Annotated in this window: 12 protein-coding genes and 1 pseudogene; 3 read left to right on the forward strand and 10 right to left on the reverse strand. The window is 73.6% G+C overall.

All coding sequences use genetic code 11. The annotated features are described in order from the left end of the window. Nucleotides 1-28 precede the first annotated feature (28 nt). On the reverse strand, nt 29-2,584 hold the full coding sequence (locus tag NEH16_RS07610; RefSeq protein ID WP_265540412.1) for an FtsX-like permease family protein: 2,556 nt from the start codon (nt 2,582-2,584) through the stop codon (nt 29-31). Continuing rightward, nucleotides 2,581-3,180 (reverse strand): ArsR/SmtB family transcription factor, encoded by a 600-nt coding sequence (locus tag NEH16_RS07615; protein WP_265540414.1) that lies wholly within the window; start codon nt 3,178-3,180, stop codon nt 2,581-2,583. Before NEH16_RS07615 ends, NEH16_RS07610 begins: the two co-directional genes overlap by 4 nt. Nucleotides 3,181-3,605: 425 nt before the next feature. On the opposite strand from NEH16_RS07615, the pseudogene NEH16_RS07620 reads away from it, so the two are divergent. After that, a pseudogene (locus tag NEH16_RS07620) lies at nt 3,606-4,204 on the forward strand (DUF6197 family protein). A gap of 11 nt (nt 4,205-4,215) precedes the next feature. Here the strand turns inward: NEH16_RS07620 and recX are convergent. From recX to NEH16_RS07645, 5 genes are all read right to left on the reverse strand, one after another. Continuing rightward, nucleotides 4,216-4,857, reverse strand: a complete 642-nt coding sequence (recX, locus tag NEH16_RS07625) for a recombination regulator RecX (RefSeq protein ID WP_265540415.1) — start codon at nt 4,855-4,857, stop codon at nt 4,216-4,218. A 3-nt stretch (nt 4,858-4,860) separates the two neighbouring features. Further along, nucleotides 4,861-5,988 carry a recombinase RecA gene (recA, locus tag NEH16_RS07630; RefSeq protein ID WP_265540417.1) on the reverse strand — a complete coding sequence of 376 codons (1,128 nt, stop codon included), beginning with the start codon at nt 5,986-5,988 and terminating at the stop codon, nt 4,861-4,863. 212 nt (nt 5,989-6,200) lie between these two features. Then, complete coding sequence (locus NEH16_RS07635) at nt 6,201-6,977, reverse strand: hypothetical protein (RefSeq protein ID WP_265540419.1); 777 nt, start codon at nt 6,975-6,977, stop codon at nt 6,201-6,203. Nucleotides 6,978-7,034: 57 nt separating this feature from the next. Next, nucleotides 7,035-8,237: an AI-2E family transporter gene (locus NEH16_RS07640; RefSeq protein WP_265547101.1), complete on the reverse strand. Its 1,203-nt coding sequence runs from the start codon at nt 8,235-8,237 to the stop codon at nt 7,035-7,037. A 171-nt stretch (nt 8,238-8,408) separates the two neighbouring features. Beyond that, nucleotides 8,409-8,603, reverse strand: a complete 195-nt coding sequence (locus tag NEH16_RS07645; RefSeq protein WP_073967377.1) for a DUF3046 domain-containing protein — start codon at nt 8,601-8,603, stop codon at nt 8,409-8,411. 79 nt (nt 8,604-8,682) lie between these two features. On the opposite strand from NEH16_RS07645, the gene NEH16_RS07650 reads away from it, so the two are divergent. After that, a complete protein-coding gene (locus NEH16_RS07650) occupies nt 8,683-9,597 on the forward strand; it encodes a hypothetical protein (protein WP_073967376.1) in 915 nt (304 codons plus the stop codon). A gap of 118 nt (nt 9,598-9,715) precedes the next feature. Here the strand turns inward: NEH16_RS07650 and NEH16_RS07655 are convergent, their stop codons facing one another. From NEH16_RS07655 to NEH16_RS07665, 3 genes are read right to left on the reverse strand one after another with little or no spacing between them, the layout of a single operon-like run. After that, nucleotides 9,716-10,021 (reverse strand): AzlD domain-containing protein, encoded by a 306-nt coding sequence (locus NEH16_RS07655; RefSeq protein WP_073967375.1) that lies wholly within the window; start codon nt 10,019-10,021, stop codon nt 9,716-9,718. After that, nucleotides 10,018-10,815 carry an AzlC family ABC transporter permease gene (locus NEH16_RS07660; protein ID WP_265540422.1) on the reverse strand — a complete coding sequence of 266 codons (798 nt, stop codon included), beginning with the start codon at nt 10,813-10,815 and terminating at the stop codon, nt 10,018-10,020. The genes NEH16_RS07655 and NEH16_RS07660 overlap by 4 nt, the downstream gene beginning before the upstream one ends. A gap of 10 nt (nt 10,816-10,825) precedes the next feature. Then, entirely contained in the window at nt 10,826-11,689 is an 864-nt protein-coding gene (locus tag NEH16_RS07665) for an AraC family transcriptional regulator (protein WP_265540424.1), read from the reverse strand. Nucleotides 11,690-11,789: 100 nt separating this feature from the next. On the opposite strand from NEH16_RS07665, the gene NEH16_RS07670 reads away from it, so the two are divergent. Then, a complete protein-coding gene (locus NEH16_RS07670) occupies nt 11,790-16,463 on the forward strand; it encodes an Lhr family helicase (RefSeq protein ID WP_265540425.1) in 4,674 nt (1,557 codons plus the stop codon). Nucleotides 16,464-16,476: the final 13 nt, after the last annotated feature.

Genomic DNA, 16,476 nt, shown 5'->3' on the forward strand with positions numbered 1-16,476 from the left:
CCCGGGCCGCCCCCTCATGTCCTCCTCGTCACCGGCCCGCGGCCACCTCCACCGGGCGGGTCCGCAGCGCGAACCGGCCGGGCAGTGCCGTCGCGACCAGGGCGAGCAGCGCGGCGGTGCCGACCACGGTCCCGTACACCAGGGGCAGCACACCGGGCGCCGCGCTTCCCGTCATGCCGATGCTGAACGCGGTCAGTACGGCGAGCGCGATTCCCGTACCGAGGGCCGTGGAAACCGCCAGGACCGACAGGGTCTCGGTACGGAGCATCCGCAGCACCTGGCGGCGCGTGGCGCCGGCGAGCCTCAGGAGGGCGAACTCCCTGAACCGTTCCGACACCGACATGGCCAGCGTGTTGACGACGGCGATGGCGGTGAAGGCGAGGACCAGCCCCATGGCGAGGAGGTTGACCTCGGCGTTCTCCTGTCCCCGGTCGGCCTGGAGCCGGTCGGCGACCGCCGGCGTGACGACCGCGATGCCGGGGAACTTCCGCACGGCGGCGGACAGTTCGTCCCCGGACGCGTTCCCGGCCACCAGGACCGTCGCGGCGAGCGGGTTGTCCATGTGCCGTGCGACCAGGTCGTGCGGCAGGGTGAGGTCCCCGAAGCCGAGGCCCCGCCGGTAGACGGCGGCGACGGTGAGCGTGGTGGGGGTGCCGTCGCCGAGGTGCAGGGCGAGTTCGCTGCCGACGTGCAGCCCGAGCCGGTCGGCGGCGAGTTCACTGATCGCGGCGGCCCGCTCGTTTGCGGCGAACTTCGCGAGGGAACCGCTCGTCACACCCGGGTCCCAGGTGCGGGTGAGCCCCTGACCGGTGACGCCCTGCGCCGCGTACTTCTCCAGGCCCACGCGCACGGTGGTGCGTACGACCTCCGTGGCGGCGGTGACACCGGGCGTCGCGCGGACCGCCTCCGTCGCCGCCGACGGCACGCCCGGCCCCCGCGCGCCGAGCACCCAGGTGGCGCGGGTGCCCTCCCTGGCCTGGGCGCGGGCGGCGTCGCCCACGGTCGGCTGGAGGAAGAGGACCGTGCACGTCATGCCGATGAGCAGGGTGAGCGGGGTGACGACGGAGGCCATCCGGGTGGAGTTTCCCCGGACGTTCGCGGTGGCCAGGGAACTCATCGGACCCGTCCGCCGGAGCACGCCCGCCATCAGGAAGGCGGCGGCCCGCACGAGGAGGGGCCCCAGCAGCGAGACCGCCGTGGCCAGCACCACCACGGCCAGGAAGGTCACGGGGGTCGAGGCGGCCTCGGTGCGCAGCACGCTCAGGACACCGACCAGCGCCCCGCCGCCGGCGAGCAGGAGCAGCCCCACGAGGACGCGTACCCCGGCCGGGCGGCGGCGCTCGACCGCGGACTCGGCCATGGCCTCGGCCGGACGCAGTCCTGCGATCCGGCGGCCGGAGATCCGGGCGGCCGCCCAGGCGCCGAACAGGGTGACGGCGACGGCGGCGCAGGCGGGGAGGGCTCCGGCCGTACGTTCCAGAGTCGGCGGGATCACGCCCATACCGGTGAACCGGCCGTGCAGCCAGGCGGCGAGCGGCAGTCCGGCGAACGCGCCCAGGACCCCGGCGAAGGCCCCGACGACCAGGGCCTCCCGGCCGAGCAGTCGGCGGACCTGACGCGAGGTGGCGGCGATGGTACGGAGCAGGGCCAGCTCGCGGTGGCGCTGCTGGATGGAGAGGGCGAACGTCCCGACGACTACGAGCACCGCGACCAGCAGCGAGGTGCCGCCCATGGCCCCGCCCATCGAGACCAGCTTGACGCGGGCTCCGGCCGCGTCGAGGAATTCGACCGGTCCGCGTCCGTCACCCGTCGCCACCTGGGCGGTGGTGCCCTTGAGTGCGGCCGTTACCTGCTCCTTGAGCGTGCCGGTGTCGGTCCCGGGCTCGGGGAGGACGCCGATCGCGCTGACCCGGCCGTCCCGGTCCGCGAGCCGCCGTGCCTCCGCGTCGGAGAAGAACAGCGAGCGCTGCTGCCGGAGTTCGCCCCTCCCCCGGGGCGTGGCGATGCCGCTGATGCGGTACGTGCGCGGGGCGCCGGTCGACTGCACGGTGACCCGGTCCCCGGTCGCGAGGCCCGCCCGTGCGGCAAGGGTCCGGTCGACCACCACGTCGTCGTCGGACGCCGGGGCACGGCCGGCGGTCAGCGCGAAGGGGGTCAGCGGGGCGGACGACCAGGCGTGCCCGTGGAGGGGGACGTCGTCGTCCGCCCCGTGGGCGGGGAGCCCGAGCGGCTGGGCGAGGAAGGTCAGTTCGGGGACGACCGTGCGGACGCCCGGCAGGCGGCGCAGCCGGTCGGCGGTTGCGGCGGGGAGCCAGGCGCGTTCGGCGACGGGCTTCGCCTTGTGCTTGGTCTTCGTCTTGCCGTTGCCCTTGTGCTTGACGGTCGTGCGGTGGACGTTCTGGTCGGCGGAGACGATCAGCGGTGTGGCCGCGTACCGCTCGGTGGCGATCCGGCCGCGCAGGCCGGTCTCCAGCAGGGTGCCGCAGGCGGTGACGAGTGCGGCGGCACACATGAGGGCGAGGAACGCCCCGAGGAATCCCGCCTTGCGGTGCCGGATCGTCCGCAGGGCATAGCGCAGCATCATGAGGCGTCCGTCTCTGATCGATCGGGGTCCGGGAAGGCGAGCAGGCGGGTGTGGACCGTCCTGGCTCCCGGTGCGGGGTCGGCGCCGGGGCGCCGGTAGCGGTTCATCAGGGCGATGTACTCCTCGAAGAACGCGCGGAGTTCGGGGAGGGTGAGGCTCAACGCGCCCCGCGAATAGGCGAAGGCGTCGGCCCACTCGTCCGGCTCCGCGTCGGCGCTCTCGCGCTGGAGCCGTTCGAAGAGGGCGAGGTCGGCTGCGTACGCGTGCCGGTTCAGCTCGTCGATGACGAGGCGCAGTTCGGGCGTCCGCCGCGAGGCCGGCGGAAAGCGCCGGTCCCCGGGAACGGCCCGCCACCACCTGCCCCGACGCCCGGCCGGCTCCTGCGGCACGGTGTCCGCCACGAAGCCGTAGCGGGCCAGTTCACGCAGGTGGTAGCTGGTCGCCCCGGTGTTCAGCCCCAGCGCCCGGGCGAGGATCGCGGAGGTCGCGGGGCCGTGCAGGGTGAGGTGCTGAAGAATCTGCTGGCGTCGCGGCTGGGCAAGCGCTTTGAGCGCGGCCAACTCCGTGATCTCGGTACCACCGGGCTGCTCTGGCATGCGTCACACACTGCTCTGTGCACAGATACCTGTGCACTGGAGCATCCCGGCGTCTCCGTAGGGGGGTTGTCCCCCGGAGGGGTGGGGGCGGGCCCGGCTGTGCGTGAGGACCGGGCCCGGCCGCGCCGTGCGAGCACCGGCGCACCGTCGGGCCGGGACGCGGTACGGCTCACCGCCCGATGGGCGTCGCGCCGTTCACCGCCCGGCGGCGCCTCCGGGCGCCCCGCGCTCGCAGCGCGTCCGTCTCAGCCGTGGTTCGCCACCGGAATGCCGCGTGACACACCCGTATGGCGTCGCTCAGGTGGAGCGGGCCGGAGGGCGGGCGGACAGTCGCCTCACGGCGGGCGCGGTCGTTCCGGCCCGGCCCGCCCGCCGGAACGCCATCTGGGGCGCCGGTACGCCGCTACGACGGGGAGCACGCACCGATGCCGACCACCGCCCTCACCCCCGACGAACTCGACGCCCAAGCCGCGCGCCTCCATGACACGGACGCCTGGCAGCAGATCGTCACCGGCTGGGACCTGACCGCACCGCCCACGCCGACCCCCGCTGCCGACTGGCGCGCCCTGCTCTCCGTGCCGGTGGACCGGCTGATCGCCGACACAGTCCGGGCACTGCCCCCGCCGCACCGCGCGAGCGTCCGCTCCCCGGGCGCATCGGTGCGATCCTGCCCGACCGGCTCCACGCGTGGCGGCGCCTCGGGCGGCCCGATGTGCGGCCGTCCGTCCATCTCGCCCACGCCCGGCTGATCCTGTCCGAGTGGGGCTGGCAGAACACGCCGTACCGGCTCCGCAACATCCGGGGCGCCCGCTGCGTCTGCGGCGCCATGCTCACCGCACACCGCCTGGGCTACGGCTCCGCGGAGACGGTCGACCGGGCCGGGGCCTGGCTGATCGCGGAGCTGCGCTCCCAGGGCTGGGCCGGGCTCATCGGTCCCTGGAACCGCTGTCCGGGGCGCACCGCCGAGGACGCCCTCGCACTGATCGACGCCACCATCAGCCGGGCGGCCCGCGCAGGGCAGTAGCGGCCGTCGGCTCAGAAGGGCTCGTCCAGCCCCTCCGTGTCCTCCCCCTCTTCCTCCAGCGCCCGGCGCACCACGCGCAGGGCCATCCCCTCGCCGTACCCCTTGCGGGCGAGCATGCCCGCGAGGCGGCGCAGGCGTTTGTCGCGGTCCAGTCCCCGGGTGGACCGGAGCTTGCGGGAGACCAGCTCCCGCGCGGTCTCCTCCTCCTGCTCCGAGTCGAGCTGCCCGACGGCCTCGTCGATCACGGCGGCGTCCACGCCCTTGGTCCGCAGCTCACGGACCAGCGCCCGGCGGGCGAGCCCCCGGCCGTGGTGCCGGGACTCCACCCAGGCGTCGGCGAACGCGGCGTCATCGATCAGCCCGACGTCCTCGAAGCGGGACAGCACCTCTTCGGCTGCCTCGTCCGGGATCTCCCGCTTGCGGAGGGCGTCCGCGAGCTGCTTGCGGGTGCGCGGTGTGCCGGTGAGCAGACGCAGACAGATGTTGCGGGCCTGCTCGACCGGGTCGCGCGGTTCCCCCTTCTCGGCCCTCGACGAGGAGGGGGAACCGCTGTCACTGGACCGGGAGCGGGAACGGCGTCCCGCTCCCTCACCGGATCCGGAGGCCACGCCGGGGTCGGTGGCGCCGGCCGGCCACTCAGTACGACGCGTCACGGCTCAGCTCTTGGCCGCGGCCGCCTTGGCCGGCTTGGTCTTGCCGGCTGCCGCCGTCGCCGGCTTCGCCGCGGCCTCGGCCGGAGCCGCCGCGCCCGCCGCGCCCGCCCCCGGCTCGGCGGCGGCGTCCTCGGGCCGGACCCCGACGCCCAGCTTCACCAGGATCTTCTTCTCGATCTCGTTGGCGAGGTCGGGATTGTCCTTGAGGAAGTTGCGCGCGTTCTCCTTGCCCTGGCCGAGCTGGTCGCCCTCGTACGTGTACCAGGCGCCGGCCTTGCGGACGAAGCCGTGCTCCACGCCCATGTCGATCAGACCGCCCTCGCGGCTGATGCCCTGGCCGTAGAGGATGTCGAACTCGGCCTGCTTGAAGGGCGGCGCGACCTTGTTCTTGACGATCTTGACGCGGGTGCGGTTGCCGACCGCGTCGGTGCCGTCCTTGAGCGTCTCGATGCGGCGGATGTCGAGGCGCACCGAGGCGTAGAACTTGAGCGCCCGGCCACCGGTGGTGGTCTCCGGCGAGCCGAACATCACACCGATCTTCTCGCGGAGCTGGTTGATGAAGATCGCGGTGGTCTTGGACTGGTTGAGCGCGCTGGTGATCTTCCGGAGCGCCTGGCTCATCAGGCGGGCCTGGAGACCCACGTGCGAGTCACCCATCTCGCCCTCGATCTCCGCGCGCGGCACCAGGGCCGCGACGGAGTCGATGACGATGAGGTCGAGGGCGCCCGAGCGGACCAGCATGTCCACGATCTCGAGGGCCTGCTCACCGTTGTCCGGCTGGGACAGGATGAGGCTGTCGATGTCGACGCCGAGCTTCTTCGCGTACTCCGGGTCGAGGGCGTGCTCCGCGTCGATGAAGGCCACCGAACCGCCGAGCTTCTGCGCGTTCGCCACGGCGTGCAGCGTCAGCGTCGTCTTACCGGAGGACTCCGGTCCGTACACCTCCACCACACGGCCGCGCGGCAGACCGCCGACGCCGAGCGCGACGTCGAGCGCGGTGGACCCGGTGGGAATCACCTCGATGGGCTCGTTCGGCCGCTCGCCGAGGCGCATCACCGCGCCCTTGCCGAATTGCCGTTCAATCTGTGCGAGTGCGGCGTCCAGCGCCTTCTCGCGGTCGGTTCCTGCCATGGGTTCCACCCGATTTGCTTGAGTCGATCGCTTCACGTCAAAGACGCTAACCCCTGCCACTGACAATGGGCCTCGACGTCCTCCCGGCCTGTGGAAAACTCCGCGGTCGGGCCCGGGAAAACCCGGCCGGAATCCCATGAGAATGGATGTTCGATTTTAGTGTCAAGCGCACCACGCCGCCCCTCCACGGCCGGGCCGGAGACGCGGTCCGCTCAGCCCCGGGAGCGGCGGCGGGGGCTGTAGGCGAGCCTGAACTGGGGGAAGCGTTCCCGCCGGGGGTCCAGCAGATCGATCAGCGCGACCAGTTCGACCTGGAGGTCCTTGAGGCGGCCGACGGCCCGGGCCGTGTCAGCCGCGAGCCTGTCCACGTCCGCCAGCGGATCGGAGAACCACGCGGCGAACTCCCGGTCCTGTTCCAGCTTCGAGCAGAACTCCGCGTAACCCAGGCAGCGGCGGCGGCCCGGCTCACCGTCGGGATGGACCATGAGCTCACCGACGGCCCGCTGCTGGGCGCCGAACAGCCGGAGCTCGTTACTCGCCGTGTCGATCCTGGAGAGGCTGCTGCCGATCCGCGAGATCTGCCTCATGACCCGCGCGTTGAGGCGGCTCCTGCCCAGGTCGAGGAACTGGACGTCGCGGCGCAGGATCTCCACCCAGCCCAGGTACTCGGCCAGCACGAAGACCGTGCTGCGCCGGACGAAGTCCGCCTCGCGCGGGGTGCCCCGAGTGAGGAAGCTCGTCAGAAAACCGTTGCCGCGCGCGGGGTCCTGATCGATGTCATGGCCGTGCAGGATGTTGAAAAGCCTGCTCTGCAGATCGAACGCGGCCCAGGCCAGGGAGGCCCCGTACCGGTCCATGTAATCGCGCTGCTCGCGGGAGCGCAGGCGGCGCTGCTGCCAGTAGCTGAAGAGCGCGGCCGCCGCCGCACCGCAGACGGCAACGGCCGCCGATGCCAGGGACAGCCACTCCATGTTCCCCCAGGTCGGCACGAGATCCCGCGCCTGAGCCTACGGGCCCGCCCTGTCCGCTCCAGCGGGACGAGCGCCTCAGGTGCCGCTCGGTCCGGAAGGCCCGCCCGGCTCCTCCGGGGCGCCGCCGTCCGTCTCCCCGTCGCCCTCCCGGCCGCCGTCCTCGCCCGCGAAGGCGGTACGCATTCGTCTCAGGCGCGTCCACAGGGGCTCGCCCCGCACGCCGGGGCGGCTGCCGTGGACGCGCGGGTCGTCCGCGACGTCGTAGCGCTTCACGTACGCGCCGAGGAACGCCTGGAGCGTGGCCACCGCGGGGATGGCGATCAGCGCGCCGACGGCGCCCATGAGGGCCGTGCCCGCGATGACCGAGCCGAAGGCCACGGCGGGGTGGATGTCCACCGTCTTCGCGGTGAGCTTGGGCTGGAGCATGTAGTTCTCGAACTGCTGGTACACCACGACGAAGCCGAGGACCCAGAGCGCGTACCAGGGATCGACGGTGAAGGCGATCAGCATCGGCAGAGCGCCCGCGAGGTACGTGCCGATCGTGGGGATGAACTGGGAGACGAGCCCGACCCAGACCGCGAGCGCCGGAGCGTACGGGACACCGAGGGCGGCCAGCAGGATGTAGTGCGCGACGCCGGAGATGAGCGCCATCAGGCCGCGCGAGTAGAGGTAGCCGCCGGTCTTGTCCACGGCGATCTCCCAGGCCCGCAGCACCTCCGCCTGGCGGGCGGGCGGCAGTACGGAGCACAGCCCGCGCCGCAGCCGGGGACCGTCCGCGGCGAAGTAGAAGGAGAACAGGAAGATCGTCAGCAGGCGGAAGAGGCCGCCGAGGACGGTCGCCGAGACGTCGAGCACTCCGGTCGCGCTGTTCTGCACGTACTTCTGCAGCCAGTCGGAGTGCAGCAGGCTGTCCTGGACCTCGACGCGGGAGAGTTCCGTGTGGAAGGTCTGGTTGACCCAGTTGATCACCGAGTCGAGGTACTTCGGGAAGTCCTCCACCATGTCGACGATCTGGCCCGCGAGCATCGAGCCGAGCAGCACGACGAAGCCGGCTCCGGCGATCATCACGGCGAGGAAGACCAGGAAGGTGGCGAGGCCCCGGCGCATGCCGCGGGCGGACATCCGGCTCACCGCGGGTTCGATGGCGAGCGCCAGGAAGAAGGCGATCAGCACATTGATCAGCAGGCCGATGAGCTGGTCGAACGCCCAGCTGCCGAGCCGGAAGCAGGCGTAGAGCGCGAGAGCGAGGACCATGGCACGCGGCAGCCAGGCGGGCATGCGGGCGGGCCCCGCGCCGGACGGCGGGGCCGGCGGTACGGCCGGTGGTACGGGCGGCGTGCGCGGCGGCTGGATCTGAGCGGTCTCGTCTGTGGGTGCCACGGAGCAAGTCTCGCCTATGTGGGTGACAATCCCTCCCGCACCCCGGAAGGCGGCCTTCCCGCCCCGGCGTCAGCGTCTGTCGGCGGGGATGTCCATCGCGGCACACACCCCGCGCCAGACGTCCTTCGCCTCCCAGCCGGCCGCCAGCGCCTCATGGACCGTACGTCCGCCCAGCTCGGCCATCACATGGTCGCGTGCGAAGGAGTCCGCGTAGGCCGCGCCGAAGTGGTCCGCCATCCGTTCCCAGAAAATCGTCAACCGCATGCCTTCAGTATCCCGCTCCTGAGAGTGCAGCCGGGCCGCATCCGCCCTGCTCGGGGGCCCGAAGCCCTACGGTCGGTCCATGGCTGCAACTGGAACAAGTCCCCTCGACCGGGCCGAGCAGTTCATCTGGCTCACGGCCCGTGTCCTCGAACAGCGGCGGTTCGCCCATCAATACCTGGAGGGAGGAGCGGACGCGGTGGAGACGGCCCTCACCGCGTATGCCAATGAGGACGGCGGTTACGGCCACGCGCTCGAACCGGATCTCCGGGGTCCCGTCAGTCAGCCCCTGCACACCGCCCACGCGCTCAGCGTCCTCGACTCCATCGGCCGGTGCGGCGGTCTGCGGGTGGAGCGGATCTGCCGGTATCTGACGGAGGTGTCCACCAAGGAGGGCGCCCTGCCCGCGCTGCTGCCCTCCCAGCGCGACTATCCGGCGGCCCCCTTCATCCCGATCGTGGACGACCCGCCGGCCGAGCTGCTGGCCACCGGACCCGTCGTCGGCCTGCTGCACCGCAACGAGGTGTGGCATGCCTGGCTCTTCCGGGCGACCGACTTCTGCTGGGCGGCCGTCGAGGCCCTGGAGGTGTCGCATCCGTACGAGATCGAGGCGGCGGTCGCCTTCCTCGACGGGGTGCCGGACCGGTCCCGGGCGGAGGCCGCCGCCGAACGGCTGGGGCGGCTGGTACGCGACCAGCGACTGGCCGTGCTCGATCCGGACCGGCGCGCGGAGTACCCGGTGGCCCCCGGATACGCACCGGGCGAGCAGCACTTCCCGTACGACTACGCCCGTACACCCGCATCGCTCGCCCGGCGGTGGTTCTCCGACACCGAGATGGAGCGCTCGCTCGACCATCTCGCCGCCGCGCAGGAGCCGGACGGCGGCTGGCCGGTCACCTGGCGGCAGTGGGCACCCGGGACGGCGCTGGAGGGGCGGCCCCTGGTGACCCTCAGGGCGCTGGAAACGCTGAGGGCGCACGGCCGCGTGCCGGCGTGACGGCCGGTCTGGCTCGAAGGGCGCGTCCCGGCTTGAAGGACACCACTGCCGGGAAGGGCGCGCCGGTAAGGGGCAAGCCCCAGGAGGCATGCCCCTTACACTCCCGGGCTGGACACGCTTAGCCCAGCGCGCGCACCCCCGCCGTGACGGCCACGGCAGCACCCACGACCACCAGGAAGGGCGCGCGCAGGACAAGGGCGAGCGCCGCGGCGGCCAGCCCCGCGCCCCTGGCGTCCAGTGTCAGGTGCTGTCCGTCACCGAAGGTCTGCTGGGCGGTGAGCGCGGCCAGCAGGGCCACCGGGAGCAGGGCGGCCAGGCGCTGCACCAGCGGGCGTTCCAGTGCGCCGGCGGGCACCAGGAGGCCGAGCAGCTTGGCCAGGTAGCAGCCGACGAAGGTCAGCGCGATGGCGATCCAGACGTTCATCGGCCGCCCTCCGCACGGGTCGCACCGGCGTCCTCCGCCTCGGTTCTGCCCGTGCCGTCCCGCCTGGCCCGCCCCATCAGGAACAGGACGACGGGCGCGGCCAGCGCGGACAGCAGCACGGGCACCCCGGCCGGCAGCACCGGCAGGAGACCGAGGGCGAGCAGGACGGCGAGCCCCGCCGTCACGCGCTCCGTGGTGGACTTCAGCATCGGGGCGAGCAGCGCGAGGAAGACGGCCGGGCTGGCCGCGTCGAGCCCCCAGGCATCGGTGTCGCCGAGCGCCTCGGCGCCCATGGCGCCCACCAGGGTGGTCAGGTTCCACAGCACGTAGAGGGTGAGCCCGGTGACGGTGAAGCCGATCCGCGCGGCCCGCCGGGTGGGCTGGGGCAGCGTCACGGCGGTGGTCTCGTCGATGACCCACTGGGCGGCGAGCGGGCGCAGGGCGCGCGGCAGCGCGAGGAGCTGGGAGAGCCGCAGGCCGTAGAAGGCGTTGCGCACACCGAGGAAGAAGGCCCCGGCGGCCGCGGTGTACGGGTTGCCGCCGGCGGCGAGCGCGCCGACCAGGGCGAACTGGGAGGCGCCGGTGAAGACGAGCAGGCTGAGCGCGCACGTCTGGAGCAGGCTCAGGCCGGAGCCCGCCGAGGTGACGCCGAAGGCGAAGCCGGAGAGGCCGACGGCTATGCCGACGCCGAGCGCGTCGCGTACGACGGCCGAGTCCGGCTTGGTCCCGGCGTCGAGTGTGCTGCCGCCGGGCGGATCGGCGGTGGTGCAGGGGGGTGCTGTCTGTTTTGCCACGTCTCGCACGCTACCGGGGCCGGTCCGGACCGGTCTTGTACGTTCTTGCACGTTCGCGCTGGTAGGCGCCGGGGGTCACTCCCACGATCCGGGTGAAGTGACGGTTGAGATGCGGCTGGTCGGTGAAGCCGACTTCCGCCGCCGCGACCGAGGGGGCCGTGCCCGCGTCGAGCATCCGGCGCGCACGCCGCACCCGGGCGTCGGTGAGCCAGGTGTGCGGGGGCATCCCGTACTGCTTCTTGAACGCGCGCAGCAGCGCGAACGGGCTCGTGCCCAGCTCGGCGGCCAGCGCCTCCAGGGTCGGCGGTTCGGCCATCCGGGATTCCAGCAGGGCACGGGCGCGCACCGCGTCGCGGGCCCCGGCGGCGCGGGGCGCCGACACGGGGAACGCGGTGCCGTGCCGGGTGAGCAGGCGGGTGACGACGACCCGCAGCACGCTGTCGGCGGCCAGGGCGTTGCCCTCCTCGGCGGCCCGGTGGACCTCGGCTATCAGCCGGGCCGCGTACGGATCGGCCACCCCGGTCTCGGCGAAGCCGACGGTGCCCCGCAGACGCGTCGTATCGGCCGCGATGTCGTTGACCACCTGCGCGGACGGGTAGAGCGTGTCGTACACCCAGCCTTCGGGGACACCCGCCCGGGCGGTGTGCGGGACCTCCGGGTTGATCATGACGACGGTCCCGGGGCCCGCGTGCAGGGTGCCGCCGGGTGTTCCGATGTCCTCGACGCCATGGCTCACCGTGGCGACGACATAGCCCTCGTGGCTGTGGCGCGGGAAGGTGTGCCGGATGTAGCGGGCCCGCAGCAGGTCGAGGTCGGGCAGCTCCGCGTAACTCCAGTGCCGCGCCCACTCCCCCGGTTGCTGTGCTCCTGCCATGGGGGGATTCTCCCAGCTCGCGGGCGGGCGAGCCGCCTGTCCCGCGGCCCGCCGGGCGGTTGTCGGGGCCGTTGTCAGTGGCGGGGTGCACGATGGGGGCATGACCGGCTCCGCGCTCGATTCCTTCTCCCCCGCCACCCGCAGCTGGTTCACGGGGGCCTTCAGCGCGCCGACCGCCGCGCAGGAAGGTGCCTGGCGGGCGATCGGCGAGGGATCGGACGTGCTGGTCGTCGCGCCGACCGGTTCGGGCAAGACGCTGGCCGCCTTCCTCGCCGCCCTGGACCGGCTGGCGGCCGTCCCCCCGCCGGCCGAGGCGAAGAAGCGCTGCCGCGTGCTGTACGTGTCACCGCTCAAGGCGCTCGCGGTCGACGTGGAGCGCAATCTGCGCTCACCGCTGACCGGCATCCGCCAGGAGTCGGTGCGCCAGGGGCTGCCCGAGCCCGAGGTCAGGGTGGGCATCCGGTCGGGCGACACCCCGGCCGCCGAGCGCCGCTCGATGGCGACCCGCCCGCCGGACATCCTGATCACGACACCCGAGTCGCTGTTCCTGATGCTGACCTCCTCGGCCCGCGAGGCCCTGTCCGGCATCGAGACGGTGATCCTGGACGAGGTGCACGCGGTCGCGGGCACCAAGCGCGGCGCCCATCTCGCCGTATCGCTGGAGCGCCTGGACGAGCTGCTGCCCCGGCCGGCCCGGCGCATCGGTCTGTCGGCCACCGTCCGGCCGGTGGACGAGGTGGCGCGCTTCCTCTCCCCGCAGCGCAAGGTGGAGATCGTCCAGCCGCCGTCCAGCAAGCAGTTCGACCTGTCGGTGGTCGTGCCCGTCGAGGACCTGGGCGAGCTGGGCGGTTCCCCCGCCACCGACGACACCTCGGGGGAGGCCGAGAAGCCGTCGATCTGGCCGCATGTGGAGGAGCGGATCGCCGATCTCGTCCAGGCGCACCGCTCCACGATCGTCTTCGCGAACTCCCGCCGCCTCGCGGAGCGCCTGTGCAACCGGCTCAACGAGATCGCGTACGAGAGGGCCACCGGCGAGACGATGCCGGAGGCCCACTCCCCCGCCGAGATCATGGCGGAGTCCGGCGCGGCCAAGGGCGCTCCCGCCCTGCTCGCCCGCGCCCACCACGGCTCGGTCTCCAAGGAGCAGCGCGCCCAGGTCGAGGAGGACCTGAAGGCGGGAAGGCTGCCCGCCGTCGTCGCCACCTCCAGCCTGGAGCTGGGCATCGACATGGGCGCGGTCGACCTGGTGATCCAGGTCGAGTCGCCGCCCTCCGTCGCCTCGGGCCTCCAGCGCGTCGGCCGCGCCGGCCACCAGGTGGGCGCGGTCTCCACCGGTGTCGTCTTCCCTAAGTACCGGGGCGACCTGGTGCAGGCGGCCGTGGTCACCGAGCGGATGCGGACGGGCTCCATCGAGGCGCTGCGCGTCCCGGCCAATCCGCTGGACGTGCTGGCCCAGCAGCTGGTCGCGATGGTCGCCCTGGACAGCTGGCAGGTGGACGACCTGCTCGCGGTGGTCCGCCGGGCCGCCCCCTTCGCCTCGCTGCCCGAGTCGGCGTTCACGGCCGTGCTCGACATGCTCGCGGGCCGCTATCCGTCCGACGCCTTCGCGGAGCTGCGGCCCCGCGTCGTCTGGGACCGTGTCGCCGGTACGGTCACGGGCCGGCCCGGTGCGCAGCGCCTCGCCGTCACCTCGGGCGGGACCATCCCGGACCGTGGCCTCTTCGGGGTGTTCCTCGCCGGAGCGGACCCCAAGAAGGGCGGCGGCCGGGTCGGTGAGCTGGACGAGGAGATGGTCTACGAGTCCCGGGTCGGCGACGTCTTCACGCTGGGCACGACCTCCTGGCGGATCGAGGACATCACCCGTGACCGGGTCCTCGTCTCCCCCGCGCCCGGTGTCCCCGGGCGGCTGCCGTTCTGGAAGGGCGACCAGCTGGGCCGCCCGCTGGAGCTGGGCCGCGCCCTGGGGGCCTTCCTCCGCGAGCTGGGCGGGCTCTCTCCCGAGGACGCCCGTGACCGCCTGCTCTCCGCCGGTCTTGACACCTGGGCCGTCGACAACGTCCTCGCGTATCTGGACGAGCAGCGCCGGGCCTGCGGTCATGTCCCGGACGACCGGACCATCCTGGTCGAGCGCTTCCGGGACGAGCTGGGCGACTGGCGGGTCGTCGTGCACTCCCCGTTCGGCGCGCAGGTGCACGCCCCCTGGGCGCTGGCGCTGAGCGCCCGCCTCGCCGAGCGGTACGGGATGGACGCCCAGGTCATGCATGCCGACGACGGGATCGTGCTGCGGCTGCCCGACGCCGACATGATGGGCCTCGACCTCCTGGACTTCGACCCGGCGCAGGACCCGGGCCAGGAGCCAGGTCAGGGCGCCGCCGCGCCGCTCGCCCCGGCCAACACCGCCTTCGACAGCGACCAGCCCCCGGTCGGCGCCTCCGACGTCGCCTTCGACAAGGGCGAGATCGCGCAGATCGTCACCGACCAGGTGGGCGGCTCCGCCCTGTTCGCCTCGCGGTTCCGCGAGTGCGCGGCCAGGGCGCTGCTGCTTCCCCGCCGCAGCCCCGGCAAACGCACCCCGCTCTGGCAGCAGCGCCAGCGGGCCGCGCAGCTCCTCCAGGTCGCCTCCGAGTTCGGCTCCTTCCCCATCGTTCTCGAAGCGGTCCGCGAATGCCTCCAGGACGTCTTCGACGTGCCGGGGCTCACGGAGGTGATGGGCGACCTGGAGGCCCGGCGCATCCGCCTGGTCGAGGTCACCACCCAGGAGCCCTCCCCATTCGCCCGCTCCCTCCTCTTCGGCTATGTCGCCCAGTTCCTGTACGAGGGCGACTCGCCGCTCGCCGAGCGGCGCGCCGCCGCGCTCTCCCTGGACTCCCGGCTCCTCGCCGAGCTGCTGGGCCGGGCGGAACTGCGCGAACTGCTCGACGCCGATGTGCTGACCGAGCTGGAGCGGGAGCTCCAGTGGCTGGCGGACGACCGCCGGGTCAAGGACGCCGAGGGCGTCGCGGACCTGCTGCGGGTGCTCGGCCCGCTCACCGACGAGGAGCTGGCCGAGCGGGGGGCCGGGCCCGCCTGGGCCAAGGAGCTGGAGACCGCCCGCCGCGCCATCCGCGTCCGGATCGCCGGGGCGGCCCACTGGGCGGCGATCGAGGACGCGGGCCGGCTGCGCGACGCCCTGGGCACGGCGCTCCCGGTCGGCGTCCCCGAGGCGTTCACCGAGCCGGTGAAGGACCCCCTGGGCGACCTCCTCGCCCGCTACGCCCGTACGCACGGCCCGTTCACCTCCACCGCGGCGGCGGCCCGGTTCGGCCTCGGCACGGCCGTCACGGACGGGGCGCTGCAACGGCTCGCGGCGTCGGGCCGCATCGTCCAGGGCGAGTTCCACCCCGCCGGCATCGGCCAGGAGTGGTGCGACGCCACGGTGCTGCGGCGGCTGCGGCGCCGTTCGCTGGCCGCCCTCCGCCATGAGCTGGAGCCGGTCCCGCCCGCCGCCCTGGCCGGGTTCCTGCCGCAGTGGCAGCATCTCGGCGGCAACAGCCTGCGCGGCATCGACGGGCTGGCCCGCGCCGTCGAACAGCTCCAGGGGGCGCCCGTCCCCGCCTCCGCGCTGGAACGGCTCGTCCTGCCCGGCCGGGTCACCGGATACACCCCCGCGCTCCTGGACGAGCTGACCACCACCGGCGAGGTCGTCTGGGCCGGCGCGGGCGCCCTGCCCGGCAAGGACGGCTGGATCTCCCTCTATCTCGCGGACAGCGCGCCCCTGCTCCTCCCACCGCCGCGCCCCTTGGAGCTGAGCGCGCTGCACGAGTCCGTGCTGACCGCGCTCGGCGGCGGCTACGGCCTGTTCTTCCGCCAGATCGCCGACCAGGTCCGCGCCACCACCCACCCCGACTGCACCGATCCGCAACTGGCGGACGCCCTGTGGGACCTCGCCTGGTCCGGCCGCCTGACCAACGACACCCTGGCGCCGCTGCGCTCGCTCCTGGGCTCGGGCCGCACGGCCGGTTCGACCGCGCACCGCGCCCGGCGGAACGTGCCGCGCGGCCGCTACGGCACCCTCACCGCCGCCGCGCGCCCGGCCTCGCGCACCGGGCCGCCCACGGTCTCGGGCCGCTGGTCCCTGCTGCCGGCCATCGAGCCCGAGCCCACGCACCGCGCCCACGCCCTGGCGCGCACGCTGCTGGACCGCCACGGGGTGGTGACCCGGGGCGCGGTACAGGCCGAGGGCGTCGAGGGCGGCTTCTCCGCGGCGTACCGGGTGCTGTCGGCCTTCGAGGACAACGGGCAGGCGCGCCGGGGGTACGTCGTGGAGGGGCTGGGGGCCGCCCAGTTCGCGATGGACGGCGCGGTGGACCGACTCCGCGCGGTGTCCACGGCCCGGGACCGTACGGAGCCGGGCGCCGACCCCCGCGCCCTCGTCCTCGCGGCGGCCGACCCGGCCAATGCGTACGGGGCCGCCCTGCCGTGGCCGGAGCCGCCGGACGGGGCCGGGCACAAGCCGGGCCGCAAGGCGGGCTCGCTCGTGGTCCTGGTCGACGGTGAGCTGACGCTGTACATGGAGCGCGGCGGCAAGACGCTGCTCGCCTGGCCGACCGATCCGGACGACCCTGCGCTCCGGGCGGCGGCCGGGGCGCTGGCCTCGGCCGCGCGCGCCGGGGCCCTCGGCACGGTGACCGTCGAGCGCACCAACGGCGCCTCGTCCCTGACCTCGCCCCTGGGGCGCACGCTGGAGGCGGCCGGCTTCCTCGCCACCCCAAGGGGCCTGCGCCTGCGCGCCTGAGGGCGCCACACCG

It is taken from the genome of Streptomyces drozdowiczii (assembly GCF_026167665.1).
Classification (GTDB): domain Bacteria; phylum Actinomycetota; class Actinomycetes; order Streptomycetales; family Streptomycetaceae; genus Streptomyces; species Streptomyces drozdowiczii_A.

Bases quoted from the DNA above. Each gene is read 5' to 3' on its own strand.
- NEH16_RS07610 (WP_265540412.1), bottom strand. From the start codon at position 2,584: ATGATGCTGCGCTATGCCCTGCGGACGATCCGGCACCGCAAGGCGGGA.
- NEH16_RS07615 (WP_265540414.1), bottom strand. From the start codon at position 3,180: ATGCCAGAGCAGCCCGGTGGTACCGAGATCACGGAGTTGGCCGCGCTC.
- recA (WP_265540417.1), bottom strand. From the start codon at position 5,988: ATGGCAGGAACCGACCGCGAGAAGGCGCTGGACGCCGCACTCGCACAG.
- NEH16_RS07640 (WP_265547101.1), bottom strand. From the start codon at position 8,237: ATGCCCGCCTGGCTGCCGCGTGCCATGGTCCTCGCTCTCGCGCTCTAC.
- NEH16_RS07645 (WP_073967377.1), bottom strand. From the start codon at position 8,603: ATGCGGTTGACGATTTTCTGGGAACGGATGGCGGACCACTTCGGCGCG.
- NEH16_RS07650 (WP_073967376.1), top strand. From the start codon at position 8,683: ATGGCTGCAACTGGAACAAGTCCCCTCGACCGGGCCGAGCAGTTCATC.
- NEH16_RS07655 (WP_073967375.1), bottom strand. From the start codon at position 10,021: ATGAACGTCTGGATCGCCATCGCGCTGACCTTCGTCGGCTGCTACCTG.
- NEH16_RS07665 (WP_265540424.1), bottom strand. From the start codon at position 11,689: ATGGCAGGAGCACAGCAACCGGGGGAGTGGGCGCGGCACTGGAGTTAC.
- NEH16_RS07670 (WP_265540425.1), top strand. From the start codon at position 11,790: ATGACCGGCTCCGCGCTCGATTCCTTCTCCCCCGCCACCCGCAGCTGG.